Genomic DNA, 26014 nt, shown 5'->3' on the forward strand with positions numbered 1-26014 from the left:
AATGAAGTCTTGGATTTTGCCTGTAATGATGATGGCTGCGAGCCCGGCGATGGCAGATATTGCCTACGTATCGAATGAAAAAGATGACACTCTGACCCTAATTGATACCGACGCCCTAGAGGTATTGCAAACCATTGACGTCGGCATGCGCCCCCGGGGCATTATTTTCAGTCACGACTACAAATATTTGTACATCTGCGCCAGTGATTCTGATGCGGTGCAGGTACTGGATGTGGCAACCAACAAAATTATCCATAACCTGCCTTCTGGTGAAGATCCTGAGCAGTTCGCACTGCATCCTAACAATCACCACTTGTACATCGCTAACGAAGATGATGCCGTTGTTACGGTGGTCGATACTGAAAAGCGGGATGTGGTGGCACAAATCGACGTGGGCGTAGAGCCTGAAGGCATGGCGGCCAGTCCGGACGGGAAATGGGTGATCAATACCTCTGAAACCACCAACATGCTGCATTGGATTGACGCCAGCACCCAGGAACTTGTCGATAATACCTTGGTGGATCAGCGCCCCCGTCATGTGGAATTTACCAAAGATGGCAAAACCGTATGGTCATCTTCTGAGATTGGCGGCACTGTCTCCATTGTTGATGTGGCCAGCAAAGCCATCACACATACCATTAATTTTAAAATTCCCGGCGTGCACAGAGACAAAGTTCAGCCTGTAGGCGTAAAACTCACCGATAACGGCAAATATGCGTTTGTGGCACTGGGTCCTGCTAATCATGTTGCTGTGGTTGATGCGAAAACCTACGAAGTACTGGACTACCTGTTAGTCGGTCGCAGAGTGTGGATGCTTGAATTCGCCAACGATCAAAAATTACTGCTGACGACCAATGGCGTGAGTGGAGACGTCTCGGTAATTGACACCGACGATTTAAAAGTGATTAAAACCCTGAAAGTGGGTCGCTACCCTTGGGGTGTGGCGGTGAAGCCGTGAGTCTGGCCCTGAAAGTCGATTCGCTGCGTTATCGTTACCTGCAAAAGTGGGTGCTGGACAACGTGGATCTGCAACTAGAGCAGGGGCAGTTTTACGCCTTGCTAGGGCCAAACGGCGCGGGTAAAAGTACGCTGTTTAATCTGTTGTGCCAGCTGCTTCAAACCCGTGACGGCGCCATTGATGTGGCCGGTCACAGCACCTTGAAGGCACCGCGCAAAGCGTTGGCAGCACTGGGCATTGTGTTTCAGCAAAGCACGCTGGATTTAGACCTCACCGTGCAGCAAAACCTGGAATACCACGCCAGTCTTCACGGCATGTCTACAAAAGCGAGTAAAGCGGCTATCGAGCGCGAACTTGCTCGCTTTGAACTTACCGACCGCAAAAAAGATTCTGTACGTTCGTTAAATGGTGGCCACCGTCGCAGGGTGGAAATAGCCCGTGCATTGCTGCATGAACCGGCCATTTTGCTTCTCGATGAAGCCAGTGTGGGACTGGATATGCCAACCCGCGACAGCATCAATCAGCATATTCGTGGCTTGTGTGAATCACGGGGCATTACTGTGTTGTCGTCGACCCACCTGGTAGATGAAGTGTTGCCTGAAGACCACCTTATTCTGTTACATCAGGGCAAAATTCTGCTCGACAAACCCTGTCAGCAAGCGCTGGATGATGAACAGGTGGGCGACGTGAAATCACTGTATCGCAACCTCACTACTTCCGGGGAGGCAGCATGAAGTATTGGGTTGCGTTCAAAGGCATTGTGATTCGAGAAATGTGGCGTTTCTGGCATCAAAAAGCCAGACTGGTTAGTGCGCTAGTACGACCCTTATTGTGGCTGGTGGTGTTCGCTGCTGGATTCCGGGCTGCGCTGGGCATCGCAATTATTCCGCCCTACGACACGTATATCACCTATGATGTATATATTATGCCGGGTTTAGCAGGAATTATTCTGCTGTTCAACGGCATGCAAAGTTCTTTGTCGATGGTATACGACCGGGAAATGGGAAGTATGAAAATTTTGCTTACCAGCCCATTGCCAAGGCCATTTTTGTTGGTGTCGAAACTGGTGGCTGGGGCGATTATATCGTTGTTGCAAGCCTATGCTTTTTTCCTGGTAGCCTGGCTGTTGGGTATTGAAGTGCCGCTGATGGGCTACTTATATGCTGCTCCAGCTCTGCTGATAACCGCCTTAATGCTAGGCGCTCTCGGTTTGTTGTTGTCGTCGTTTATCAAGCAGTTAGAAAACTTCGCCGGAGTGATGAATTTCGTCGTCTTTCCCATGTTCTTTCTTTCCTCAGCGCTTTATCCGTTGTGGAAACTTAAAGAATCGAATGAGTCGCTTTATTGGGTGTCAGCGTACAATCCCTTTACCCATGGCGTTGAATTAATACGATTTGCTTTATATGAAAGCTGGAATCCTACGGCAACATGGGTCACTCTAGTTACCACAGTCCTATTCTGCGGCGTGGCAATTTGGGGGTACGATCCAAAGCGTGGTATGCAACAAAAGAAAAAACCAAGCAAGTAGACAGCTTAATGCTCGACAGCGGTATGCTGAATTGACTACTATTCGTTTAGAATTAACAAAAGGTTTACAATTATGGTAGAGATCCTGGTTGCAGACGATCATCCACTTTTTCGTTATGCCATTACAGATTTCGTAGAGCGCAATATCGCTGACACGAAAACTGTCACCTGTACTGATCTCGATGCTGCCATTGAGGTCGCAGAAGAAAATCCAAACATTGATCTGGTTTTGCTCGATTTAAACATGCCAGGCATGGACGGATTGAACGGTATTGTTCGATTCCGAAATCAGTTTCCGGAAATTCCCATCGTGATCGTTTCTGCTGAAGAAGATAAAAACGTGGTATTGCAGGCGTTTACCTATGGTGCAGTAGGCTTTATCACTAAATCCTCCAGCTGTGAGCAGATTGTAGCAGCGTTAGAGCAAGTGCTTTCGGGTCAGGTTTATTTGCCGCCAGACATTATTCGCAAAGGTGGTAACAGCAAGCCAAAAGATGACAGTAATTCTCAGCAAATCGACCCTAAACTGATTGCAGCGCTAACCCGTCGTCAGCTGCTGGTATTTGAATGTATTGCGAAGGGTAAGTCGAATAAACAGATTGCGTACGAACTTAACATAGCCGAAACCACGGTGAAGGCTCACGTATCTGCTATTCTCAATAAACTTAACGTGCACAACCGCATTCAGGCTGCCCTGTGTGCGGCCAGCATCGACTTTAATCATTATTTGATGCGATGAATAAATGATGATGTGGCCGGCTGCCATGGCTGGTCGCAGCTTATGCTACTTATTGCTTAACAGGAATTTACGTAAATCCCGCTCTTCCCGCATGACGTATAAGATGAATACCTTATCTGCTTCCAGTTTATAAAAAATCCGGCAAGGACTTGCTACAACTTCGCGATAATTTAAATGCTCAAGTTCGGGCGGAATGCGTCCTGATTCAGGACATGCTATTTTTAGCTTCTGAATGACTAACAACCTTGCCATCAGAGAGTGCACGTTCTCCCCGTGCTATGCCTTCTAGAATAGACAAACGATTTTGCATAAACTCATAGTCACTGACATCTACGAGGTAAGCCGAAGGAATACCATGTTCTGTTATCAAAACAGGTTCTTTTGTATCACGTAAATCAGCAAGAATTTTTGTCGCCTGCCGCTTAAGCGATGTGACCAATTCTACTTTCATATACGGTGTCTCCGATGAACACTAAAGTATCACTCAAGTGATACTATTCTATCATTCACACATTTACAAATTGGAAACAGTCATGGCCGGACTTAAGTGATGAGACAGGTCGTCTGAAATCACTCCCCAGCCTTTTTCGACATCAGGTTGCTCAACGCCAGTTTCATCTTGTGAGGCTTAACCGGCTTGTTCAGTAGTGAATAGCCTTTGGCCCGCACGGACTGACGAAGCTCGTTGGTGTAGTTGGCGGTGATCATAATTACGGGCACATCGCTGCCCAGCTCTCGCTCTACAATTTCCAGCGCGTCAAAGCCCGTATCTCCATCGTCGAGATGGTAATCAGCAACGACGAGATCAGGTTGTAAGTCTTTTAGCCAGTTATCCCGCGCCAGGTCTTCCAGTGTTTGTACGCTGGTCACATCAATGCCCCAGCCGGTAAGTAACTCTTCCATACCACGACAAATGGCTTCGTCGTTATCAATGATCAGTAGGTTTGCACCTTCCAGGTGACTGTTAAACCGGTCTTGTACTGCAGGTTTAATGGGTAAATCTGCTGTACTGCGTTGAGTACCAAAGGGCAGGGTTACCGTGAAGCGGGAACCTTTGTTCTCCACTGATGCCACGCGGGTTTTGTGATTCATCACGGTAGCGAGCTTATCAACGATGGCCAGTCCTAAACCCAAACCTTGATCGTGACGCCGTTTTTTCGCTTCTACCCGGTTGAATTCCTGGAATATTTCGCTGAGCTTATCTGCCGGTATACCGATGCCGGTGTCGCAGACCTGAATTTCAAGACCGTGGGCTCTGCGTCGCGCACCCAGCAGAATTGTGCCTTCATTGGTGTAGCGAATGGCATTGGAAAGCAGGTTTCGCAGGATGCGGGCCAGTAGATAGCCGTCGGAATTTACTACTCTGGACGAGTTACGGAAACGGAATTTGAGCCCTTTCGCTTCTGCTTGAGGACGGAATTCAGCTTCCAGATTTGTCATTAAATCTTCAACCGCGAAGTCGTCGAGTACGGGCTCAATAAGGCCCGCTTCCAGCTTAGAAATGTCTACCAGGGCGGAAATTAGCGATTCGAGATTTTCCAAAGAATAACTTAATGAATTTGTCAGCTTTAGTGCTTCTGGTTGTAACTTTTGTTCTGCCAGCGCGCTAACAAACAAGCGTGCGGAGTTCATAGGTTGAAGTAGATCGTGACTGGTGGCAGCCAGGAACTTACTCTTTGATTCGTTGGCGTGGTCGGCCTCGCGCTTAGCTTCCAGCAAGTGGATTTGTGCTAACTGGCGGTCTTCAATTTCTTTGCGCAACTGTGCGTTAATCTCAGAAATTTTCTTGGTACGCTGATTAACCCGCTGCTCCATGTAATCGTAAGCATGCTTAAGGGCCCGGGCTGTTCTACGTTGTTCGGTGACATCCTGTTCAAGGGCAAAAAAGCCCACCACGTTGCGGTCGTGATCGAAATGGGGAATGTAGGTTTTATTGGAGATCCGGCTATTGCCATTCTCCATGGTACTTTCTACCTCAAAGTTCACCGATTGCCCCAGCATTGCCCGTTCGATGTAGATGAATAGATTATTGAAGGCCTGCTCACCCAACACGTGGCGTAGATGCTGACTGATGATCTCTGAACGGGAACGGTGATACCACTTTTCGAATTCGCGGTTAACGAACTCGTAGCACATGTCCTTATTCACGTAGGAAATAAGCGCCGGCATGGCATCGGTAATTAAGCGTATGCGCTGCTCACTTTCCTGTAATGCACGCTGATGATGACTGCGCTCGGTAATATCGGTAAAGGTATTGAGCATGCCGCCAGAAGGGATCAGGTGGCTCTTGAACAACAACACACAGCCATTTTGCATGGTCACTTCTGTCTCGCAGAAGCCATCGTCGTTGAGTTGTTCAGATAAACGTAACGCAGGCAGGGCGTGTAATTCGCTGTTGGCGAGCAGGTCATCATACTTGTCGCCTCGGCGCACCTCACTTTCCTGTAAACCGGCAAACTCAAGAAACTGCTGATTCCAGGTTTCTAGCTCATTGTTTTCGTTAATGAGCGCCACACCCTCGGTCATGTTTTCAAGGGTAGATTTCAGCAACTGTGCTTGTTCCGCCATGGCGGTTTGATAGCGAAGTTCTTCGGTTTTCTTGATGTTGGTGATATCGGTGTACACCACCACCAGGCCATTTTCAGCGGTTTTCCTTTCCGACATCTGAATCCAGGTGTCGTCGCGCAATTTAAAAATCGTCTGGGTAATGGATTCAGGAAACGCACTGACTTTACGTTGAACCTTGCAGCTATGATCGACTAACGGCAGCGAAGCGGCGGTGATTTGCTGAAAAGTTGTTACTCCCATTTCGAACTTAATGCCGAAACGGTTCCAGAATTCACGGCAACGACTGTTTACCAACACAATTTTGCGTTCGGCGTCGAACAACACAAACGATTCTGAAATACTCTCGATGGCGTCGGTCAGTCGTTGTCTGTCTTGATCTGACGATACCCGGCTAATTTCCGCTTCGTGGCGAGCTTGATCGAGTTGCTGGTTGGATTCTTCAAGCCGGTGCAGGGTTTGCTGAAGCTTGTAGGTACGCTCTTTAACCTTGTCGGCCAGCAGTGCTGCGTCTTCAAAGCTTTGATAAGCATCACTGTGGTTGCCCCAGCCCATTTCCACACGGCGCATTAATACCGAATTGATTTTAGTGAGCTTTTCATTTTCGTAACGAAGCCGTTCCAGTTCGTCGGAAGCGGATTCAGTTTCAACGGCCGGGTAGGGGCTATGAGTAGGTATGTTCTGGCTGGAATTCGTCACGGGGATATCCTATAGCAACACCAGTGAAGGTATGGTTAAGGTGTAACCCATTGATTTGCTCACCATAGGTATTAAAGCCAATGACATTGTGCTCCCGGTATAACGCAGACATTTCTGTTTCCAACTGATACTCGTCAACTTCAGCGCGGCGATGCACGCAATCGAAGCCAATAAGCAGTTGGATCTCACCCACTGATTCTTCCAATAAATTAAAGATCATTGAGGTATGAGAAAGCAAGCCAGGTGAGGTCATTTGTGTAAGCACTACGCCTGCGTCTATTGCGCAGAAGAAGGTAAGGCTGAGGTCGTCATTAACCTGCTGAATACTACGAATGTAGAGATGATCACCAATCTGAACCGCCAATGGATACATGGCAAAGGTGCGAGGATTGAGATCTTCCAATTTCAGGTTGTTGATGCGGCAGTATTCCAGTGCAGCGGGCTCGGCATTAAACTCTTGTACCACACGTAAATTGGGTGATACCTGAGTGACTACCAGTTTTTCCTGTTGCGGAGCCAGATGATGCTGCGAAAATACTTCAAACATACAGGTGGTATTCACCAGCATGAATACGGCAGCGTCGCTGTAGAATTTACCGTTATAGAATACCTGGGTGTCTACGAAATGCTGGTCATCACCGGCAGAACCTCCCACCAGCGGCACTTCATGCAAACTGGTACTCAGAGCAGCAATTACCTGCTCCTCGCGGATGGATAATCCGTCGAGCAATGTCATAGCAAAGCAATGCTTGTCGATAGGAGTGGGCGTGACAGCCTTTTTCCGTAGATTATCCATCATGCTGGCAACCAAAACATCGGCGTCGTTCTTAGTAAACGCCGTCAGGTTCTCAATGAGTACTGACTCCACTGCAAAAGACTGATGGCTTAAACCAAACGCACTAATGCTATGTTTACAGTACCCAAAAGGGGTTATTTCACCCGCAGATGTACACCCGATAACGGTAATATCAGGGAAGTAGCGCGATAATTCACGGGAGAGTAACTCCAGCGGATATCGTGTGCAGCAATAAAATACCACGCAGGTAGGCTCACACGGAGCAAGTGCCCGATAGATTTCAGCAGCAGCTTTTACCGGGTCTTGATTTTCACTCCCGGCGCGGGCTACACCGCTGACTACATCGTGGGCGACAGCCAGTTGTGCTTGTTGACGACTCATGTTTCCTCCAGAGGTATGGAGGAATAATATCTGTTTCACAAATACTTAACAACAATGTTGTGCAATTTCACATACGGACTCACCTGTCTGTGTCTCCATAAAGGAGTGCCGGGAAGGCGTTATACAGTGGTTTACATACCTCATTGACCGCCTCATCGTGGAGGAATCGCGGGCGGGGCAGTGAGATAATTTCCTGGTGCACAATGGTCATGGGCTTTGCGTCTAATATCAGCACGCGGTCGGCTATGGTGACGGCCTCCTTTAAGTCGTGGGTTACGTGAATAATGCTGAAAGGCTGTTCCTCTTTCAGCGTCAATAATAATCGTCGTAAACTTTCTGCGGCCGGGGCGTCCAGTGATGAAAACGGTTCATCCATGAGTAATACGCCAGGGTTAAACATCATCGCGCGCGCTAACGCCAGGCGTTTGGCCATGCCGCCAGACAATCGCGCAGGATAGCTGTTGATGTCTTTTTCCAGCCCTACCAGTGAGAGTAGTTTTTTCGCTTCGCTTTGTGGATCAGGATGGGTGGCGGGGGCAACCAATGTGACATTTTCCAGCGCAGTGAGCCATGGCATCAGGCGGGCTTCCTGGAACATTAATCCAACAGGACGCTTGGGCACTTCGGCAATCGTACCGTCGTATTCAGTATCGAGCCCGACGATAATGTTCAGCAGCGTACTTTTTCCTGCGCCAGACGGACCAATAAGAGCAACAATTTCACCTTCTTCAACGGAAAAATTCAGATCGGCGATTAGTGGGGTAGCGGCTTCAAATGCCTTTTGTTTGACTTCAATTCTCATCGTTGACGCCACCCTGACACCCTTTTTTCAAGCGGGCGTAAAACCAACGCCTCAATGCCGTATACAATGCTAACAAAGGCCAATGTGTAGGCTAAAATGGCGGTGATATCGAACAGTTGGAAATAGGTAGAAAGCTGAAAGCCAACCCCATTACTGCAGCCAATAAGTTCTACTACCAGCACGATTTTCCATACTAGGGCAAGGCCGCCTCGTGCAGCCGCGATGACATACGGATAAAGCTGAGGTAAATACACCTTGCTGAAGGTTCGTAGTGGAGACAACTGGTAAACTTTGGCGACTTCCATCAGTTTGTTGTCTACGGCACGGGCGCCTTCACGCAGGGTCACCGCCACATTCGGCGCCTTGTTTAACACCACAGCCAGAATAGCGGCGATATCGTTCAGACCGAACCAGATAAAGCACAGGATGATGGTGACCAGTGCAGGTACATTCAGCATGAGAGTAAGAATGCTGTCTGCCCAGTCATCAACCCGTTTGCTATGACCCATAACCAGGCCAATGGCAATGCCGATTACCATAGCAATAGAAAATGCAATGGCAACGCGGAGTAACGTTTGGCCGAGGTGATACAGTAGCGGGCCTTGCAATTCACTACCTAAGCGGGCAAATACGTCTGTTGGCGCAGGCAAGAGGGCAGGGTTAAACACGGCCACGTACACTTGCCAGAAAGCCAGTAACAGGCACACTGATGCCAGCCGCTTCAATACCGGAAGCTGGTACCAACGCTGAGTGCTGGCATTTAGTTCGCCAGACACGCTATTCCCATTGCCAAAGGATGGCTTCTGGCAGGGCTGTGAGGTTACCGGTGACATCATTGTCTTCCTGGTTGGCTACAAGCATGGCAAACACCTTCGCCATGGCGGGTTCGGTTTGTTTGGTCTCGTGGGTGAAGATACCTTCACGAAATCCGGCAATAAGAAAAGGCTGCGCCGGTATTGGGTAGCGAGTGAAAGCGGGTAGCGATTGCCATACCTCGTCCTGTTCTTTCATTTTTTGCTTCGCGTCGGCTGACAGCGCCAGAAATGAATTAATCGCGCTACGGTGCTCATTAGCCCAGTTTTCACTGAATACCCAGCCTAGTACCGGTAATTTTGTCTCGATACCTGAAGCTTGAAGTAAGTCTTCCATTGTCAGCAGTGTCGGCATATCTTCAGCGTTAAGCTGCGCAGCGTAGTGCCAGAAGTTGAGTACACCGTCCAGTTCGCCTTGTTTTACCAGTGCATTAAGCATGGGGGGCGCACCGAATTTAACGACGATGTCTTTGCCCAGTATTAATCCGGTTTGTTGCTGAATAAATGTTTTGAATAGCACCCAGTTTTTATTGGTTTTCCCGCCGGCGATACCGATAGTTTTGCCTTTTAAGTCACTGAGTGAATGAATGTTTGCGTTGTTTCTAACAACAAGTTGGCCACCGTTAGACGAGTAAGGCGCGAAACGGTATTCGCGGCCAAGGCCTTTTTGTCTGGCTACCCATAGCCAGTCGTTGAGAATGACGTCTACTTTTCCGCCCTGAAGTGCGACAAGTAGCGCCTGAGTAGATGCAAGTGGTATCGCCTCTACTTGAATATCATGGTTTTTTTGCAAGCCTAGGTGTTCAATGGCCTGCATTTCCCAGTTCACTGTGCCGTACTGTAAAACACCTACGCGGACAACGTCTTTGGCAAACGCGTCTTTAACCTGCATAAAACTGGAGAATAGGAGGCTTAACAGAAACAGAATGCGCGGCAATGCAGTCATAAGGTACTTTTTTCTTCTAGGTTTTGAGAATGGCTTACCTTATTAAGCGTAGACCAGCAGAGGAAAAAGGTACCCGCCAGAATGACGGGTACCGGACTTACGCCTTTTCAGGCAACGCTTTTAGAAAAAGCCCAGCGGGTTGATGTCGTAGCTGGTCAGCAGGTTTTTAGTTTGCTGATAGTGGTCAAGCATCATTTTGTGTGTCTCACGACCTACACCTGATTTCTTGTAACCACCGAACGCGGCGTGTGCAGGATATGCGTGGTAGCAGTTCATCCATACACGGCCAGCTTCGATACCACGACCCATGCGATATGCACGGTTAGTATCACGGGTCCATACACCAGCACCCAGACCAAACTCGGTGTTGTTAGCGATGGCCAGTGCTTCCGCTTCATCTTTAAAGGTAGTCACGCCTACTACAGGACCAAAGATTTCTTCCTGGAATACACGCATGTTGTTGTTGCCTTTCAGCAGCGTAGGCTCGATGTAGAAACCTTTGTTGAAGCCTTCGATGTTAGCAGGGCCGCCACCGATAAGGACTTCTGCACCTTCTTTCTTACCAATTTCCAGGTAGCCCAGGATCTTGTCGTACTGCTCAGCAGATGCCTGTGCACCAACTTGAGTATCAGTATCCAGCGGGTTACCACGTTTGATTTGTTGAGTACGTGCAACTACCAGAGAGATAAAGTCATCGTACATATCTTCTTGGATCAGGGCACGTGAAGGACAGGTACATACTTCACCTTGGTTGAAGAAGGCCAGAACAGTACCTTCCACACACTTGCTGAGGAACTCATCTTCATGCTTCATTACATCAGAGAAGTAGATGTTAGGCGACTTGCCACCCAGTTCCACGGTTGAAGGAATGATGTTCTCTGCAGCGCACTTCAGAATGTGAGAACCAACCGGAGTGGAGCCTGTGAAAGCAATCTTAGCAATACGCTTGCTAGTTGCTAGTGCTTGACCCGCTTCTGCACCGTAACCGTTAACTACGTTCAGGGTACCAGGAGGCAGAAGGTCACCGATAACTTCCATCAGTACCAGAATTGAAGCAGGTGTCTGCTCAGCTGGCTTCAGAACGATACAGTTACCCGCAGCCAGTGCCGGCGCCAGTTTCCACGCTGCCATCAGCAGAGGGAAGTTCCAAGGAATGATTTGACCTACTACGCCCAGCGGCTCGTGGAAGTGGTAAGCAACAGTGTTCTCGTCGATTTCACCGATGGTACCTTCTTGTGCACGGATACAGCCTGCGAAATAGCGGAAGTGGTCAGCGGCAAGAGGAATATCGGCGTTCAGTGTTTCGCGAACTGCTTTACCGTTGTCCCAAGTTTCAGCTACTGCCAGCTTTTCCAGGTTTTCTTCAATGCGGTCTGCAATTTTCAGTAGAAGCAGAGAGCGTTGTTGTACAGACGTTTTACCCCAAGCAGCTTTCGCTCTGTGAGCGGCATCAAGTGCCAGTTCTACGTCTTCTGTAGTAGAACGTGGGATAGAACAGAATACTTCGTTGTTAACCGGTGAAACGTTGTCGAAGTACTGGCCTTTTACTGGAGCGACCCATTCGCCGCCGATGTAGTTGCCATATTGTTCTTTAAACGTTACAACCGAGTCTTGTTGTCCAGGTGCTGCGTAAATCATATTTATTACTCCGGTTTTTCAATTTTAAAAGCGTTGCCAGATCGCGAGTTTTAGTCTGCGGACAGTATTTTCGTCTGTCCCGACCCCGGCCCCGCGGACCGGAAATGAATGACTGTTATTTTTCTGGCAATCAAATAACAGTTTAGAAATTCACAATGCCGCCAATCGCGATAGTGTCGGCTTCTTCGTCACCGAGGATGCCGCTGAATTCACTGGAGGCGTATTCAACCGCAAAAGTGACGTGGCTGTTGTAGTTGTAGAACCAAGCAACCTGCATCGCTTCGTGGCCAATGTAGTCTGAATCTTCAATTTCGTTCTCACCGTAAGACACCACAAAACGGTGATCGTCCATTTTGTATGAACCTTGAACCAGATAACCGCTGCTATCTAATTCATTCATGTTCATGTCGTACATCGTGACTGGGCCTAAGCCAAGTGCTGCTTCTGTTGGGCCAAGCAAAATACCGATACCTTCACCGGTGTAACCTGATGCATGCAGTGCAAAGCCACCAAAGCCTACTTTTACGCCGTAAGAAGTACCTGTTGAGTCAACATCACCCATGGTGTCTGACTCTGAACTCTGGTTCAGGAAACCAACCCACGCTGTTACATTACCGCCGTCGAAATCAGTTGAGTAAGTGGCTTCCGCTTCGATGCGTGGTGCAGATTCTTCGCGGTCATCAGCCGCATTGACAGGTGATGGATCGATTGCTGCGATTGCTACTTTGAAACCGCCACCAAAAGTCGGTGTGGTATAACGAATTTGAGAGGTTGGCATAGGATAGGTGTAACCGCTGCCGATGTTACCGAATGAAACGCCCTGACCGTCGATAAGACCAAGCGTGTCATTTACGTTGCCGTAGCCCATCAGGATTTCATCTAAGAAAATGTTGTTACGGTTGAACAGGGTAAAATCTTTACCCAGTAACACTTCACCCCAGTCTGAACCGAGTGTTGCGTAGAACTGACGTACATCAATACCGGTTGAAGTTACCGTGCTGTTGCTGTCATTGATGGTGACCCAGAAAGAAGAACGTCCGCCTACTTTCAGGCCGTTGATGTCTTTGCTGAAGTTCATTCCCAGCCAGTTTGGCAGGAAGCCCATCTTGACGCGAGACTGGTCGCGAGATGTACCAGCAGCATCGCTTTCGGTGCTGGTATTTACGTAAAATGTGTTGAAAGACGCGTCCACAGATACTGTGGCAACTTCTGCGTCATCATAAATCGTGATGGCTGCATTGGCGCTTGAGCAAACCAGTGCTGATACGGCTAAGGCAAGAGGCTTGAGGCTTACGTTCTTGTTGTTCATGTGTTTCACCTATCTTTGATTTGTTTAGTTTTCGTATAGGCGGAGCAACAATTCACATCGATCCCGGGTTACTCATGCCCATTGTTCACTGATGCGTTGCCAGCGAACTTTTTTTGATGTTTCGAGTATTGTTGTCGGGGGCTAAATTGGAAACTCGTCGATAGGGGCGATTCGCTTATCCTTTAGTCCGTCAATGAAATGAAACTATAGGTGTACTTCCAAAGTAGTAGTATTGGCGGTGGCGTCAGGTAGCGCTAAAAAGTACCATTAAAACAAACCTGAATGAGGCCGTGCGCAGGCTTCCCCAACTGTTTTTTTCCATTTACTATTGAGACAGTTCAAGCTGTCTGTAATCCATTTTGAGAGAATTATGACTTCAAAGCGTCACACATCATTTCCGTTGAGCTCGCTGTACTGTGCCCTTTTGACTATCGGCGCAGTCTCTTCTGCGGCAGCGCAAACTGAATCGGACAGTATTGAACACATCACCACCACTGCATCCCGCACTGGCACAGACAGCTTTACCCAACCGGTAGCGGTAAGTAGCGTAGACGAAGACGAGATTGCGCTTCTATCGGCAACACATATTGAAGAAGTGTTCGACAATATCGCCGGGGCGCAATTACAGCGCGGGAACGGCCAGGAATACCTTCCAGCATTACGCTCGCCGGTATTTTCGGGTGCGGGCGCCTGTGGCGGCTTACTTACTGCCGAAGACGGCATTCCTTTGCGATCGGCCGGTTTCTGTAACATTAACGAATTGTTTGAAGCCCACAGTGAAATGGCCCAGCGAATTGAAGTGTTAAAAGGCCCAGGCTCGGCACTTTACGGTTCTAACGCCATTCACGGCGTGGTGAACGTGATCACGCCAGATACCACGCAGGGTGGTGGTATGGCGGGTTTTGATTATGGTTCTTACGGCTACACACGATACAAGCTGCGCTCAGGCTACGACGCTGGGAATACTGGTGTAGGTATTAATGCCAGTGTGACCAGTGATAACGGTTACCGTGTTGATGAGGGGCTGGACCAGGAGAAAGTGAATCTTCGTCACCGCTACGAGGGCAACCAATTTTCTGTTAATACTGGCCTCACTTATACCAACCTGGAGCAAGATACAGCGGGTTATATCAGCGGTACCGACAGCTACAAAGATAAAGCACTGGCGCAGGGCAATGAAAACCCGGAAGCTTACCGCAACGCCCGTTCACTACGACTGTGGAGCAAGGTAGCAATGACGCTGGATAACGGCGATGAAATCATTGTGACCCCTTATTTACGCGATCAGGACATGGACTTTCTGATGCACTTCCTGCCAGGACAACCCGTTGAGAAAAACAGTCAGCGTGGTGCGGGCATACAAACGCTGTGGTCTCATGAATTGGCTGACAATATGACATTGCAGGCCGGTGTCGATGGCGAATATACCTCCGGCGATTTGTTGCAATATCAGGACTCGCCAACCGTAGGCTCTGCATTTCTGGTAGAAACCATTCCTTCTGGTCGTCACTACGATTACAGCGTAGACGCCACCGTACTCGCGCCATTTGCGGAGTTAAGCGGAGACATCGACAACTGGCACTGGAGCGCGGGCGTGCGATATGAGCACACCAAATATGACTACACCAATAACATGAATGCAGGCCGGGTACGTGAAGATGGCACCACCTGCGGTATGGGGGGCTGCCGTTACACCCGTCCAGAAAGTCGCGATGACAGTTTCAGTAATTTCTCGCCAAAGTTAGGCGCATCGTATTCGCTATCAGACGATTTATTGGTGTACGGAAACCTTTCGCGGGGCTATCGCGCGCCACAAGCCACCGAGCTTTACCGTTTGCAACGCGCCCAATCTGTCGCCGATCTTGAACCAGTGGTTGCCGACAACATCGAAATTGGCCTGAAGAGCAAAGGCGACGTACTTCGCTACAACTTGTCTGTGTATCAGATGGACAAAGACCAATTTATCTATCGTGACAGCGATTATTTCTATGTGGCCAACGGCAAGAGCCGTCACCAGGGCATTGAGCTTGAGGCGGAATGGCAGATGAGCGAGCAGTTCGCGTTAATAGTTGCAGCCACAGCAGCGAAACATACGTACCGCCATTCACAGCTTTCCGGCGAAATAGACATTAACGGCAACGACATGGATACCGCCCCACGACACGTAGCCAACACCCGCCTTCGCTACACGCCGGCCGAAAACATTATTGCTGAACTGGCGTGGAATCACGTAGGCTCGTATTACACCGATCCGGAAAACCAGCACGAATACGATGGCCACGACATTGTGGACCTGAGAACTAGCTGGGATATAACACCGCAAATGACGGTGTCTGGACGAATAAATAACCTGCTTGATGAAGCATACGCAGAACGCGCAGACTACACCTCATTCAGCGGAGACCGCTATTTCCCCGGTCGTCCGAGAAACTACATGGTTAGTCTCGTTTATCGTTGGGAATAAAATTTCCAACCGTATGTACCGTGGTGAATCTGTGATGTCTGGCATCTGGCGCTTCTGGCTGAGGTGGGCGTTGATTTTCAGAACACGGCGTAAACCCATCCATGGGGCCTCGGCTGCCGCTTCCCTGCGGCAGACGGTTCTGAAAATCAACGCCTCCCGCTTGCAGAAGCGCCAGATTCTTTCACGCTGTATAAGCACCGAGAGCAGTTTTTCGAGCTATTGGATGACACCGTTTTCAAGACATTCAATAGCTGGAAAAATTGTATTGAGGAAACATCATGAAAAAGATCGTCGTTGTTGGCGGTGGTGCTGGTGGTCTCGAATTAGTGACACATCTGAGTCACAAGCTGGGCCGGAAAGGTGAGGCAGAAGTTATTCTGGTTGATCGTAGCCAGACACACGTGTGGAAACCTTTACTTCACGAAGTGGCGGCCGGGGTTATTGATAAAAACTCCGACGGTGTGGATTACCGCATGCACGCCGTGCGTCATAAATACCAGTTCCAGTTGGGTAATATGCGCCAGCTGGACAAAGAGAAAAAGCAGATAATTCTCGACCCCCTCAACGACCGCGACGGCAAAGAAATCTTGCCAGAGCGCACTATCGATTACGATTACCTGGTGATGGCCCTGGGCAGTGTTTGCAACGATTTTGGTACCCCCGGCGTGGCCGAATATTGCTATAAACTCGACTCCCTGGCCGGCGCTGAGCGTTTCCACCGCGCGTTACTGAATCAGTTACTACGCATCAATCAATCTTGCACCGAGCAGGATATGCTTCACGTTGCCATTGTTGGCGGTGGTGCTACGGGCACTGAGCTGGCGGCACAACTTCACCATATTGCCAATCTCGCCCGGGCGTACGGTATGCCGGAAATGTCTGCCAAGCGTTTAAAGGTGTCCATCATCGAAGCTGGCCCTCGTATTCTGCCCGCATTACCTGAAAAAATAGCTGCGTCAGCGAAAAAAGCACTGCTGAAACTGGGTGTAGAAGTACTTGAAGGCGCTATGGTGTCTGAAGCCACAGAAAAAGGCTTTAAAACCAAAGACGGTCAGGAAATTGATGCTGACTTAATGGTGTGGTCAGCAGGTGTGAAAGCGCCGGATTTCCTGGTGGACATGGGCATTTTTGAAACTAACCGTGCTAATCAGATTTTGGTGAATGAGTATCTGCAAAGCACCATTGATAATCACATTTTTGCCATCGGTGACTGCTGTGGCTTCAAACAGAAAAACGGAAACTGGGTGCCGCCTCGTGCGCAGTCAGCTCACCAAATGGCCACCACTGCCGGTGAGAACATCATTGCCATGTTCCGCGACAAGCCTCTGAAGGAATATGAGTACAAAGACTATGGGTCGCTGGTGCATCTGAGTAAGTACAGCACAGTCGGCAGCCTGATGGGCGCCTTGTCTAACTCCAGTATGTTTATTGAAGGGCGACTGGCACGTCTTGTTTATATCTCACTGTACAACATGCACCAGTTTGCCGTACATGGTTGGTTTAAAGGCACTATGACATTGATGAGTCGTAAGGTGGGCAATATTGTGGGTCATAAACTCAAGCTGCACTAGCACCGTATAAAAGCCAGTGTAATGAGTTAGAGAGTCAGGGGTTCTGGCTCTCTTTTTTATTTATAAAAGGCTGAATCGAATTTGTGTACTTAAATAGTGTCAAAGCGATTCCCGTAAACGATGTCTGGTCCGCATGGAGATTGAAAGTATGAATTTACACAGCGTTTTAAATCAGGTGCTTAACTCGTCGGTAGTGAAACAGCATAAGGACAAACTGGGTGGCTTAGGTTCCGGGTCGTCGTCGGGTTCCGACTCACTAAAGAAAATGGGGCTGGGTATTGCCGGAAGTAGCTTGCTCAAATCACTGCTGAAAAAAGGCAAAGGTTCCACGTTACTTAAAGCGGGTGGCGCCGTGGCTATCGGGGCACTGGCCTACAAGATTTACAATAATTATCAGGCAGAAAAAGCGACGTCTGGTACGGCTGAAACGTTCAGCGAGAATGATTCGAAGCATTCGGTAAATGTATTAAAAGCGATGATTGCCGCGGCGAAAGCCGACGGTCATATTGATGAAACTGAAATGAAGCATATTCATGAAGCACTGGCTAATTCAGCCATCGGCAGCGATGAAAAGCAGTTTCTGGAAAGAGAAATCAATAAGCCGCTTGACCCTTCAGAAGTGGCGGCACTGGCTTCGACACCTGCTGAGGCTTCAGAAATTTATTTGGCTTCATGCTTAGTGATTGATGAAAAAAATCATATGGAAACCGTATACTTGCAGGAGCTTGCCCGCATGCTCAAGCTGGATGACGAGATGGTCAGGCGGCTTAATGAAAGTAGTCGATAGTTATTTTGGAATTTAAATAGAAAATGGAAAGATTGTTCGAAAAGTTGCTTTACGCATCGCGCTGGCTGATGGCACCTATTTATCTGGGGCTCAGCCTGCTTCTTATCTTGTTAACGGTGAAGTTCTTTCAGGAACTGATCCATATAGTGCCCATCATTTTCTCAGTACCGGAAGTTGATTTGATTCTACTGGCGCTGACACTTGTGGATGTGTCGCTAGTGGGCGGCCTGGTCGTTATGGTGATGTTTTCAGGTTACGAGAATTTCGTTTCTAAAATCGATCTCGAAGAGAGCAGCGACAAGCTAGGTTGGTTAGGTACGCTGGATACGGGGTCGCTTAAAAATAAAGTCGCCGCTTCCATTGTGGCAATTTCATCTATTCATCTGCTAAAAGTTTTTATGAATGCCCAGACCATCGAGAACGAGAAAATCATGTGGTATCTGTTCATTCACATCACGTTTGTCGTTTCTGCGTTTGCCATGGGCTATCTGGAAAAAATTAAGAAACACTAAGTCATACAAAGTAATGGCTGTTAAACCTCTATGCTGGCAAGCTTGATGGCAATAACAATGAGGACAACAGCCACGGTTCCATCAAAAATACGCCACCGCAATGGCGAGCTTAACCAGACTTTCAGTTTCGGTGCCAACCACACCAGGCTACTGAACCAGAAGATAGAAGCGACAATCGCGCCCGCTGCAAAAATTTCCGGCTGTGGCTGCAAACTACCAATATTTCCCAGCAATACCACGGTATCAAGGTACACGTGAGGGTTGAGTAAACTGATCCCCAATGCCACCAGACAGGTTTTACGTGCAGACAATGCTTGTTGTGGCGCCACTTGTAGCCCACCGTTTCCTTTCCATGCCCGAGTGAGGGCTTGTGCTGCGAGCCAAAGTAACAGCGCTACGCCGCCCCACATAAGAAAAGGTAACAGTGCGGGCAAAAAAGCCTGAATTTTTACCGCAGCAAACACGCCGGTAATGATGAGTAACACGTCGCATAGAATACAGGTGAGTGCGATGGTTACGCGATGAGGGTTCACCATGCTTTGACTCAGTACCCAAATATTCTGCGAACCAATGGCGACAATCAGGCTAAGCCCCATCAAAATTCCGGTGATCAACGATTCCACGCTATTTCCTCTTACATTGTTCATGCGTTTTCAAACAGTGCGCAGAATAAAGATTAATGGTTTATGATTCTAATGAATAAACCTACTCCATCATGCGTAAAAATCATGTTTGACTATCAATTACTCCGGGCGCTAGAAGCCGTGATTGCCAACCGGGGCTTTGAACGGGCGGCGCAAAAGCTGTTTATTACTCAGTCAGCGGTGAGCCGTCGTATTCGCCAACTGGAGCTGCAAATCGGTGAACCTGTGTTGGTGCGCTCACAACCGCCAGTGGCTACACCTGCCGGAAGCCGACTGCTCACTCATCTGCAACAGGTTATTCAGCTTGAGGCTGCGTTGGGGATGCAGTCGGGCGATGAAGACGCCGAGCAAAATATTCTTGCCGTTCGCATGGCGGTGAATGCAGATTCTCTGGCAACCTGGTTACCTCGGGCGTTGACGTTACCAGAGCAGAAATTCAGTTTCGATTTTCTAGTGGAGGATCAGTCTGTAAGCCTGAAAAGAATGAAACAGGGTGAAGTGATGGTGTGTATTTGCAGCAGCGATGAAACCGTTAATGGTGGTAAATCCGTTTATCTTGGTGCGCTTCGTTACCGCGCCGTGGCCAGTCCTGGCTTTCTGTCGGCTCATGGCATCACAGAAACTGCTGACCTATTCCATGCCCCTTGTCTGGTGTTCGACCACAACGATAGAACACAACACGATTTTATGCGTGAATACGCGGGCGGTGAGCCAGAATATATTCATTGGTGTCCGTCGTCCGAAGGCTTTCGGCAGGCCATGCTAGCGGGCATGGGGTACGGTATGTTACCGGATCTTCAGATTGAGGATGCCATCGACACCGGTGAACTGGTCGATTTGTTTCCTGGCAAGTACATGGATATTCCCCTGTACTGGCACTACTGGCAATCAGAAAGTCCGCAACTGAAAGCGTTAAGGGAGCATGTGGTTACTTCGGCGCAAAGCTATTTGCAATGAACTATTTGCAATAAGTAATCAGCAATAAGCCATCCGTAATCGTCTTCTTAACTTTTCGAACTGTTGATAGCAGGCTAGTAATCCACCTTCTTACGCATATCCTTGCGCTGGCTCTGCTGTTTCTTTGCTTCCGCACGACGTTTCTGTACGCCTTTACTTACACGCGTCGGGCGGCGGGTTTTCTGTACTTTGGTGGCTTCGCCAATCCATTGTGAAAGTCGGTCGATGGCGTCCTGACGGTTCTGCTCCTGAGTGCGGTAATTCTGTGCTTTGAGCACAAACACGCCTTCTGCAGTGAGCCGTGTGTCAGCTTTAGCCAGCAGACGTGCTTTAATGTGCTCAGGCAATGAAGACGCGGCCACGTCGAAGCGCAGATGAATTGCGCTGCTCACTTTATTCACGTTCTGTCCGCCAGCGCCCTGGGCACGAATAGCGCTCATATCAATTTCGCTATCATCAATGCGCAGGGTGGGGGTAATAAATAACGTCGTCATCAGTTTACCGTTAGACAATGCTGAGTGGGACGTGCCGGAAATACTCTCAGCAATGTACTGTTGAGGGTTTCATAGCCTGCAGCCATTTTGTCGGCTTGCTGCTGGGTGAGAACGCTGCCGAAGGCGGCAATCCGGGCTTCTTCTACGTGGGTATAGTAGAAGATTTGCATGTCGGTGCCGCTGTCTTTCCAGGCGGCATACATATTGTCGATATTCTTTTCTGAGTCATCGATAAACACTACTGCATCGAAGTGACGATTAGTCTGCTTCAGAACCCAGTGCAGCATGTCGCCTTTATTCATACCGGTTGTCATCATCACGCCCTGGCTGTAAGTCAGTTCACGCTCTAGTTGCTCGCGGTATTCGGGTAATGCGCCATCTTCGGTGGCAAGCGGCGATTTGGTCATATCAATACCGTTACTTTCCAACTCGCGCTCAGTCGCCGCACGGTAGCGGGGATCGCGTGAAGTGAGCGCTATCACCGTATTACCGTTCATCTGCCAGGTTGCGACCATTTCCGGTACCAGTGGATCGGTCAATCGCATGGGGTTGAGTTCATAAAGTAACCCAATGGTGTCTTCAAACAGACAGGACACTTTTTGCTGGTCTGTAGGCTGAATGTCCAGTTTGCCACGCTGCCACTGATACCAGATGTCGCCACCTAAATCAGTCGCACTGGTCAGCAGGGTATTGTCGATATCGGACACAATCAGCACATTCTCGGGGCCGTATTTGCGGTTAAAAGCATCCACTTTCGCATCGATATCAGAGTAAGACGTGGTTTCTGTAATTTTTACTGTGCCCTTGGGCGTTGGCGTGCTGGCACAGGCGGTAAGAAACAACGCTGTCGCCACAGAAAGCAGGGCAGATTTTAACAAAGGGTTTTCCATAAACGCGTTTTATTGATTCCAAAAACCGTACTTTAGCAGGTCGTGTTAGCGGAGAAAACGGCAACATGTGGATTAGCGTCGGTTTCGAAGAGTGCTTTGAGGTGATAAGAAAAAGCCGGTCATAGGGAATGACCGGCTTCAATGGGCTTACATCAGAATACCAGGCTGACGAATGCAGAGATGCTGCGCGGTGCACCAACGCCGACAAACTCAGTGGATTCGATATCGTCGTAAATCCCTTCCAGTACTTCATCGGCTTCACCATAGGTACCGAAGGTCTCGTACTCTTTGTCGAGCAAGTTGTCGACACGCAAGCCAAGTTTTAAGGCTTCGGTGAGCTGCCAGGTCGCTGATACATCAACAACCGTGTAGCCGCCAAGTTGGCGGTTCTCGTTGGCTTCATCGCCACGGAAGTATTGGCCGCCAGTGTAGTTTACTGACATATCTACCAACAGGTTGTCGATTACCTGCCAATCGAAGTCCAGTCCAAGTTGCATGTCTGGCTGTCCTGGAATGGTGTCACCCGCTTGAACCTGACGGTTACCACCCAGCGGATTTTGCGGGCTAAAAGCGGTATAGTCAGATTGGAAAGTGGCATCTAAGAAGCTGGCACTGGCACCAACAGAAAGGGTGTCAAAGTTATAGCGAGCCGCAAATTCTGCACCCTGACGGCGGGTCTTATCTACGTTCACAAAGTAACCCACAGACGGACGGTCTCCGGCTTGTTGGAAGATGATGTCATCTTTGGAGTTACTGTGGAACACCGCACCGGCCAGTTCAAGGTTATCTTTTATCCAGGAAGCGCGTAGCTCCAAGGTGTCGGTAACAACCTGTTCTAGAGGAGGATCGGCCACGAAACCGTTAGGCAGCTTGCACGGATCATCTTCATCGGCACAAGACAGTTCTGCCGGGCTGGGTGTCCGCGACGATTGGCTATAACTTGCTGAAACCGTTAATGCGTCACGTTGGTACTGTGCCCCAACGGCAGGGTTGAAACGGTTGAATGTGTGATCGCCGTTCAGCGACCCTTCACCGGTTTCAATTTGATCCATCATTTTTATTTCAGAGCGATTAAAGCGGCCAGAAGCCCAAACCTGCCAATTCTCAGACAGTTGCACTGAGTCGCTTAATAATAAGTGGTAGTGCGTTACGTCAGTTCGAAGGAAAACCTCTGAACCCGCATCGAATACGCCCACACCGGTCACGCCGCGGGTGTCTTCTGCAGTGTCGTTGTCCAGAATTGCAAACTCAGTCGCGCTGTTGAAGTCGATATTCGCTCTGTCGATACCGCCACCAAATACCCAGTTGTGGGTATGCATGCGCTGCGCTTTACCATGTAACTCAAAGCTCGCACCATAACTGCGGTTTTTAGTCAGTGAGGTATTGGCAGTGCCGTCCAGCTCGTCTGGGTCTATATCAGAAATGTCTTCTAACGCCGTGTTAGGCAAGTAGCCCACAAACTGCACTGGAATATCATCTGCATCGCCGTCTTCATCATCATCGTCGTCGTCATCGACAATGACGTCATCGACAATGACGTCATCATCACCATCGAAATCATCATCGTCGTCATCGTCATCTTCTTCACCCTCTTCACAGAGGGTTTCACCAAAGCCGACATCACATTCTTCGTAATCGCTGTCGTCACCGTTGTAGGTTTCGATTTCGTTTTCGCGATAGTAAAGGTTAACTGCCAGCTGGAGGTTGTCATTCAGTTCCCACTCTTGCGCCAGGCTCACAAAAGTGAGGTTGGTCAGTGTTTGATCTGGACGGGTATAGATGGCATCGCGGCCTTCGTAAGGAATTAAATCAACGGGAATGGCGCCATTACCAATCAAATCATTGTCGGCCAGTGCCAGCGTCAGCTGCGTGGATGAGTCGTCAGTTTTCCGCGAAAGCGTACCAAAAAGCTGTTTGACTTCGGTAGGCGAAAAGTCGCGCCAGCCGTCTTCTTCATAAAGACTGGCATTTACATAGTAACCCCACTCTCCGTTATTGCCGCCACTTTCCAACGTAGCGCCTTTCTCACCAAAACTCCCACCTTGTAAGGTGAGCTTGTTGTCGGTGAATGAGAAACCGGTTTTGCTTCGCAGAGACAGCGCACCGCCAAGGGTGTTTTGGCCGAAAAGCGGGTTAGCGCCGCTGATCAGGCTGACGTTATCAAACGCTGACATCGGGACTAAGTCCCAGTTTACGGTATCACCAAACGGTTCGTTAAAGCGCGTGCCGTTCAGGTAAACCGATAAGCCTTGCGGTAAACCAAGGAGTGGAGATGCCGTAAAACCGCGATACTGTACATCGGGTTGAAACGGATTGTTTTGCACATCATTAATCGATACTGAAAGTAACTCGCTGTCGAGCAAGCGAGCCAATGAACTCGCATTGGACAGGCTCAGGTCGTCCGCACTTAGTGATGCATTAACCTGCGAGTTATCAGAACCGTAGCCGGAAAGCGGGGTTTGACCCACCACTTCGATAAGTTCCTGATCTTCCCAGTCCACTTTGTTGGCATGAGCCGCGGTTACCGGAAGCATTGCACACACTGAAAGTGCTAAAAGGCTTTTATTGAATGTTCTCTGAGTCATAGTGCTATTCCACAATTATTATAATGTAAATCGTATGGCAAATGCCGTTTACAGAAAATTAACTTATGGTCTGAGGATAGGTGGTACTTTGGTATCAACTTATGGGAACTTTTCCCGGTTTGGGTGGGAATACTTCCCAATCTCTAGCTGCGGCAGAATATTTCCCTGTCGACGAGCCATTTGAATACTGCGTTAAAGTGTAGTTTTAAATTCTGAAAAACGTCGTATGTTATTAAAGAGGCATGCAGAAAATTGATATGCCTCAAAGGAGAACACATGCGTTTCTGGGTTATTGCTCTATGTTTGCTTACTTTGTTGCCTGCTTTGTCAGACGGCAGAGGTGCGGCTGCGGGCGCGAAAACAGAAGCCTTCGTTGCAGCTGTCAGCGGCGATTTGTTTATTGTTGCTGAGCAGCCAGGTGCAGAAGCCGAGTCTGAAAACGGCGATGGCATATTGTCTCCTGTCGACATACCGCTTCCGCGTTTCATTTCTTTTTCTAATACTGAAATAGTTAGTCTCGGCGTTGCTGATTATTTCAGTAGCAACGAGATCAGAGGTCCGCCCCGCTTTTCCTGATATCAACTGTGGGTTGCAAATTGGTTGCAGCCAAAATTTTCGATAATTAAGGAATTAGCTATGCATACCTTACCTTTATACAAAACTGAATCTGTAGACAAACTCGCCTGGCCTGAAGTGCAAAACAGACTTACTTTACAGTCGCCAGCAAAGGCCGTTTTCACCGACTTTAAACAACATGTGCCGCTGGTCATTGATTACGACGCCAAGGCGGCTGACCTCGAGCAGCTTATGAAGCAGTCGCACGTGAAAATGAAAATTGTGCTGGATAAGGCCGGCCAGTTCAGCGGCATTGTTACATTGGCAGATTTGACCAGTCAGCGCATTATGCAGAAGGTTGCCCAGGGAATTCCCCGCAGCGAATTGACAGCCGCAGATTTCATGCAACCTAAATCTATGTTGCAGTCGTTCGACTATGAGCAGCTCTCATACGCTACCGTAGAAGATATTATCTGTACGCTGAAAGATAATGGGCAACAGCATTGTTTGGTGATCGACCGTGAGGAGCACGTTATACGGGGTATTATCAGTGTGAGTGATATCGCCAGAGAATTGCACTTGCCTTTAGATATTCAGGCTCAGCCCTCCTTTTCTGCACTATCTAGCGTGATTGCTGCCTGAACGAAGAAACTGGTGTGGTGTTCCTGCCATGCCGGTTTCTGCTCAAATAAAATGGGTCGTGAAATAACTCGCGACCCTATATCTACCTGAGACTCTCTATTCTCTGAACAAACCATATTGTTGCTAAAGTTGATGTTTATGCAGCAAAAAGCCAATTTCCTCTGTTGCCAGAATTGATGTTCTGGAAGTTTTAAGTAATTTTTTCCTTATTTTCAGCGGTTAAATGGATAAATTTAACTAAACTGTAATAACTGGAATGGTTCTCGCAACAACAGGAGCATACAGGTCCCAATTACAGGAGCAATCGCTATGCATGCAACGGGAACATCACCAGCCGTTTTAATGAAAGCCTATGTAATGGCCTATGAAGCGATAGGTTTAACACCGCCAGAGGCCGCGAATTTACTGGGTGTGTCGGAAAATGCACTAACCCAAAGTTTATATGTGGGGTTTGCAGAAAACTCCAACGAAGCAGAAATTCAACTGGCACTGGTGCGAATGTACCATTTGCTGTTTGCGTTGTCAGATGGTGACAGTCGACGCATTGCTGAATGGCTGAACCGCTTTAATTTTCATCTAAATGCAGTGCCCCTTACCGTTTGTCATAATCTGGCAGGCATTATTTACGTTACGGATTATCTTGAAGATTTGCACAGCGGGGAGGGCATGCCGTTTGTGGACATCAAAGGCCACATCCATGCGGCCAATGATGACGAAGAAAGAACGATGCGAAGGTAGGGT

24 protein-coding genes and 1 pseudogene are annotated in these 26014 nt (G+C 48.6%); 12 read left to right on the forward strand and 13 right to left on the reverse strand.

Annotated elements, in window-relative coordinates:
• Window position 1: 1 nt before the first annotated feature.
• From ACXAFQ_RS06475 to ACXAFQ_RS06490, 4 genes are all read left to right on the forward strand, one after another.
• Complete coding sequence (locus ACXAFQ_RS06475) at window positions 2-958, forward strand: YVTN family beta-propeller repeat protein (protein WP_474818863.1); 957 nt, start codon at window positions 2-4, stop codon at window positions 956-958.
• Complete coding sequence (locus ACXAFQ_RS06480) at window positions 955-1692, forward strand: ATP-binding cassette domain-containing protein (protein ID WP_474818864.1); 738 nt, start codon at window positions 955-957, stop codon at window positions 1690-1692. Before ACXAFQ_RS06475 ends, ACXAFQ_RS06480 begins: the two co-directional genes overlap by 4 nt.
• Entirely contained in the window at window positions 1689-2486 is a 798-nt protein-coding gene (locus ACXAFQ_RS06485) for an ABC transporter permease (protein ID WP_474818865.1), read from the forward strand. The genes ACXAFQ_RS06480 and ACXAFQ_RS06485 overlap by 4 nt, the downstream gene beginning before the upstream one ends.
• Before the next feature lie 72 nt (window positions 2487-2558).
• Window positions 2559-3224: a response regulator gene (locus ACXAFQ_RS06490; protein WP_474818866.1), complete on the forward strand. Its 666-nt coding sequence runs from the start codon at window positions 2559-2561 to the stop codon at window positions 3222-3224.
• Window positions 3225-3269: 45 nt separating this feature from the next.
• On the opposite strand, the pseudogene ACXAFQ_RS06495 reads toward ACXAFQ_RS06490, so the two are convergent.
• The 9 genes and pseudogenes from ACXAFQ_RS06495 to ACXAFQ_RS06535 all read right to left on the reverse strand — a co-directional run.
• Window positions 3270-3434, reverse strand: a pseudogene (locus ACXAFQ_RS06495) (type II toxin-antitoxin system RelE/ParE family toxin); the annotation flags it as partial.
• The gene (locus tag ACXAFQ_RS06500) at window positions 3430-3675 is read right to left on the reverse strand and encodes a type II toxin-antitoxin system Phd/YefM family antitoxin (protein ID WP_474818867.1); all 246 of its coding nucleotides are present in this window, start codon (window positions 3673-3675) and stop codon (window positions 3430-3432) included. The pseudogene ACXAFQ_RS06495 and the gene ACXAFQ_RS06500, both read right to left, overlap by 5 nt.
• A gap of 119 nt (window positions 3676-3794) precedes the next feature.
• A complete protein-coding gene (locus ACXAFQ_RS06505; protein WP_474818868.1) occupies window positions 3795-6488 on the reverse strand; it encodes a NahK/ErcS family hybrid sensor histidine kinase/response regulator in 2694 nt (897 codons plus the stop codon).
• On the reverse strand, window positions 6454-7665 hold the full coding sequence (gene nosP / locus ACXAFQ_RS06510; RefSeq protein ID WP_474818869.1) for a nitric oxide-sensing protein NosP: 1212 nt from the start codon (window positions 7663-7665) through the stop codon (window positions 6454-6456). Before nosP ends, ACXAFQ_RS06505 begins: the two co-directional genes overlap by 35 nt.
• Before the next feature lie 79 nt (window positions 7666-7744).
• Window positions 7745-8467: an ABC transporter ATP-binding protein gene (locus ACXAFQ_RS06515; RefSeq protein WP_474818870.1), complete on the reverse strand. Its 723-nt coding sequence runs from the start codon at window positions 8465-8467 to the stop codon at window positions 7745-7747.
• Window positions 8464-9303 carry an ABC transporter permease gene (locus ACXAFQ_RS06520; protein WP_474818871.1) on the reverse strand — a complete coding sequence of 280 codons (840 nt, stop codon included), beginning with the start codon at window positions 9301-9303 and terminating at the stop codon, window positions 8464-8466. Before ACXAFQ_RS06520 ends, ACXAFQ_RS06515 begins: the two co-directional genes overlap by 4 nt.
• A complete protein-coding gene (locus tag ACXAFQ_RS06525) occupies window positions 9245-10225 on the reverse strand; it encodes an ABC transporter substrate-binding protein (RefSeq protein WP_474818872.1) in 981 nt (326 codons plus the stop codon). Before ACXAFQ_RS06525 ends, ACXAFQ_RS06520 begins: the two co-directional genes overlap by 59 nt.
• Before the next feature lie 120 nt (window positions 10226-10345).
• Window positions 10346-11863, reverse strand: coding sequence for an acetaldehyde dehydrogenase ExaC (gene exaC / locus ACXAFQ_RS06530; RefSeq protein ID WP_474818873.1), 1518 nt, complete (start codon window positions 11861-11863; stop codon window positions 10346-10348).
• 142 nt (window positions 11864-12005) lie between these two features.
• Window positions 12006-13172: a porin gene (locus ACXAFQ_RS06535; RefSeq protein WP_474818874.1), complete on the reverse strand. Its 1167-nt coding sequence runs from the start codon at window positions 13170-13172 to the stop codon at window positions 12006-12008.
• 370 nt (window positions 13173-13542) lie between these two features.
• On the opposite strand from ACXAFQ_RS06535, the gene ACXAFQ_RS06540 reads away from it, so the two are divergent.
• The 4 genes from ACXAFQ_RS06540 (at window position 13543) to ACXAFQ_RS06555 (ending at window position 18506) form a co-directional block, all read left to right on the forward strand.
• The gene (locus tag ACXAFQ_RS06540) at window positions 13543-15636 is read left to right on the forward strand and encodes a TonB-dependent receptor (protein ID WP_474818875.1); all 2094 of its coding nucleotides are present in this window, start codon (window positions 13543-13545) and stop codon (window positions 15634-15636) included.
• A gap of 278 nt (window positions 15637-15914) precedes the next feature.
• Window positions 15915-17207, forward strand: a complete 1293-nt coding sequence (locus tag ACXAFQ_RS06545) for an NAD(P)/FAD-dependent oxidoreductase (protein ID WP_474818876.1) — start codon at window positions 15915-15917, stop codon at window positions 17205-17207.
• A gap of 148 nt (window positions 17208-17355) precedes the next feature.
• Window positions 17356-17994, forward strand: a complete 639-nt coding sequence (locus ACXAFQ_RS06550) for a tellurite resistance TerB family protein (protein WP_474818877.1) — start codon at window positions 17356-17358, stop codon at window positions 17992-17994.
• Window positions 17995-18017: 23 nt separating this feature from the next.
• Entirely contained in the window at window positions 18018-18506 is a 489-nt protein-coding gene (locus tag ACXAFQ_RS06555; RefSeq protein WP_474818878.1) for a TIGR00645 family protein, read from the forward strand.
• A gap of 20 nt (window positions 18507-18526) precedes the next feature.
• Here ACXAFQ_RS06555 and ACXAFQ_RS06560 read toward each other — a convergent pair whose 3' ends face one another.
• Window positions 18527-19129, reverse strand: a complete 603-nt coding sequence (locus tag ACXAFQ_RS06560) for a LysE/ArgO family amino acid transporter (RefSeq protein WP_474818879.1) — start codon at window positions 19127-19129, stop codon at window positions 18527-18529.
• Window positions 19130-19201: 72 nt separating this feature from the next.
• On the opposite strand from ACXAFQ_RS06560, the gene ACXAFQ_RS06565 reads away from it, so the two are divergent.
• Window positions 19202-20107, forward strand: coding sequence for a LysR family transcriptional regulator ArgP (locus ACXAFQ_RS06565; RefSeq protein WP_474818880.1), 906 nt, complete (start codon window positions 19202-19204; stop codon window positions 20105-20107).
• A gap of 74 nt (window positions 20108-20181) precedes the next feature.
• Here ACXAFQ_RS06565 and arfB read toward each other — a convergent pair whose 3' ends face one another.
• The 3 genes from arfB to ACXAFQ_RS06580 all read right to left on the reverse strand — a co-directional run bounded on the left by arfB (window position 20182) and on the right by ACXAFQ_RS06580 (window position 24076).
• Complete coding sequence (gene arfB, locus ACXAFQ_RS06570; protein ID WP_474818881.1) at window positions 20182-20601, reverse strand: alternative ribosome rescue aminoacyl-tRNA hydrolase ArfB; 420 nt, start codon at window positions 20599-20601, stop codon at window positions 20182-20184.
• The gene (locus tag ACXAFQ_RS06575; RefSeq protein WP_474818882.1) at window positions 20601-21479 is read right to left on the reverse strand and encodes a DUF2608 domain-containing protein; all 879 of its coding nucleotides are present in this window, start codon (window positions 21477-21479) and stop codon (window positions 20601-20603) included. The genes arfB and ACXAFQ_RS06575 overlap by 1 nt, the downstream gene beginning before the upstream one ends.
• 164 nt (window positions 21480-21643) lie before the next feature.
• Window positions 21644-24076, reverse strand: a complete 2433-nt coding sequence (locus ACXAFQ_RS06580; RefSeq protein ID WP_474818883.1) for a TonB-dependent receptor — start codon at window positions 24074-24076, stop codon at window positions 21644-21646.
• Window positions 24077-24352: 276 nt separating this feature from the next.
• On the opposite strand from ACXAFQ_RS06580, the gene ACXAFQ_RS06585 reads away from it, so the two are divergent.
• From ACXAFQ_RS06585 to ACXAFQ_RS06595, 3 genes are all read left to right on the forward strand, one after another.
• Window positions 24353-24652: a hypothetical protein gene (locus ACXAFQ_RS06585; RefSeq protein WP_474818884.1), complete on the forward strand. Its 300-nt coding sequence runs from the start codon at window positions 24353-24355 to the stop codon at window positions 24650-24652.
• A gap of 60 nt (window positions 24653-24712) precedes the next feature.
• Window positions 24713-25273, forward strand: coding sequence for a CBS domain-containing protein (locus ACXAFQ_RS06590; protein ID WP_474818885.1), 561 nt, complete (start codon window positions 24713-24715; stop codon window positions 25271-25273).
• A gap of 309 nt (window positions 25274-25582) precedes the next feature.
• Window positions 25583-26011, forward strand: coding sequence for an antitoxin Xre/MbcA/ParS toxin-binding domain-containing protein (locus ACXAFQ_RS06595; RefSeq protein ID WP_474818886.1), 429 nt, complete (start codon window positions 25583-25585; stop codon window positions 26009-26011).
• Window positions 26012-26014: the final 3 nt, after the last annotated feature.

This window comes from Alteromonas sp. ABH2_165 (genome assembly GCF_056159945.1).

What these genes read in the sequence shown, in the direction of transcription:
- ACXAFQ_RS06535 (WP_474818874.1), bottom strand. Translation starts at nt 13,172, where the DNA reads ATGAACAACAAGAACGTAAGCCTCAAGCCTCTTGCCTTAGCCGTATCA.
- ACXAFQ_RS06565 (WP_474818880.1), top strand. Translation starts at nt 19,202, where the DNA reads ATGAATAAACCTACTCCATCATGCGTAAAAATCATGTTTGACTATCAA.
- ACXAFQ_RS06515 (WP_474818870.1), bottom strand. Translation starts at nt 8,467, where the DNA reads ATGAGAATTGAAGTCAAACAAAAGGCATTTGAAGCCGCTACCCCACTA.
- ACXAFQ_RS06490 (WP_474818866.1), top strand. Translation starts at nt 2,559, where the DNA reads ATGGTAGAGATCCTGGTTGCAGACGATCATCCACTTTTTCGTTATGCC.
- ACXAFQ_RS06525 (WP_474818872.1), bottom strand. Translation starts at nt 10,225, where the DNA reads ATGACTGCATTGCCGCGCATTCTGTTTCTGTTAAGCCTCCTATTCTCC.
- ACXAFQ_RS06550 (WP_474818877.1), top strand. Translation starts at nt 17,356, where the DNA reads ATGAATTTACACAGCGTTTTAAATCAGGTGCTTAACTCGTCGGTAGTG.
- ACXAFQ_RS06475 (WP_474818863.1), top strand. Translation starts at nt 2, where the DNA reads ATGAAGTCTTGGATTTTGCCTGTAATGATGATGGCTGCGAGCCCGGCG.
- ACXAFQ_RS06485 (WP_474818865.1), top strand. Translation starts at nt 1,689, where the DNA reads ATGAAGTATTGGGTTGCGTTCAAAGGCATTGTGATTCGAGAAATGTGG.
- ACXAFQ_RS06540 (WP_474818875.1), top strand. Translation starts at nt 13,543, where the DNA reads ATGACTTCAAAGCGTCACACATCATTTCCGTTGAGCTCGCTGTACTGT.
- ACXAFQ_RS06500 (WP_474818867.1), bottom strand. Translation starts at nt 3,675, where the DNA reads ATGAAAGTAGAATTGGTCACATCGCTTAAGCGGCAGGCGACAAAAATT.
- ACXAFQ_RS06595 (WP_474818886.1), top strand. Translation starts at nt 25,583, where the DNA reads ATGCATGCAACGGGAACATCACCAGCCGTTTTAATGAAAGCCTATGTA.
- nosP (WP_474818869.1), bottom strand. Translation starts at nt 7,665, where the DNA reads ATGAGTCGTCAACAAGCACAACTGGCTGTCGCCCACGATGTAGTCAGC.
- exaC (WP_474818873.1), bottom strand. Translation starts at nt 11,863, where the DNA reads ATGATTTACGCAGCACCTGGACAACAAGACTCGGTTGTAACGTTTAAA.
- ACXAFQ_RS06580 (WP_474818883.1), bottom strand. Translation starts at nt 24,076, where the DNA reads ATGACTCAGAGAACATTCAATAAAAGCCTTTTAGCACTTTCAGTGTGT.
- ACXAFQ_RS06585 (WP_474818884.1), top strand. Translation starts at nt 24,353, where the DNA reads ATGCGTTTCTGGGTTATTGCTCTATGTTTGCTTACTTTGTTGCCTGCT.
- arfB (WP_474818881.1), bottom strand. Translation starts at nt 20,601, where the DNA reads ATGACGACGTTATTTATTACCCCCACCCTGCGCATTGATGATAGCGAA.
- ACXAFQ_RS06520 (WP_474818871.1), bottom strand. Translation starts at nt 9,303, where the DNA reads ATGATGTCACCGGTAACCTCACAGCCCTGCCAGAAGCCATCCTTTGGC.
- ACXAFQ_RS06545 (WP_474818876.1), top strand. Translation starts at nt 15,915, where the DNA reads ATGAAAAAGATCGTCGTTGTTGGCGGTGGTGCTGGTGGTCTCGAATTA.
- ACXAFQ_RS06590 (WP_474818885.1), top strand. Translation starts at nt 24,713, where the DNA reads ATGCATACCTTACCTTTATACAAAACTGAATCTGTAGACAAACTCGCC.
- ACXAFQ_RS06555 (WP_474818878.1), top strand. Translation starts at nt 18,018, where the DNA reads ATGGAAAGATTGTTCGAAAAGTTGCTTTACGCATCGCGCTGGCTGATG.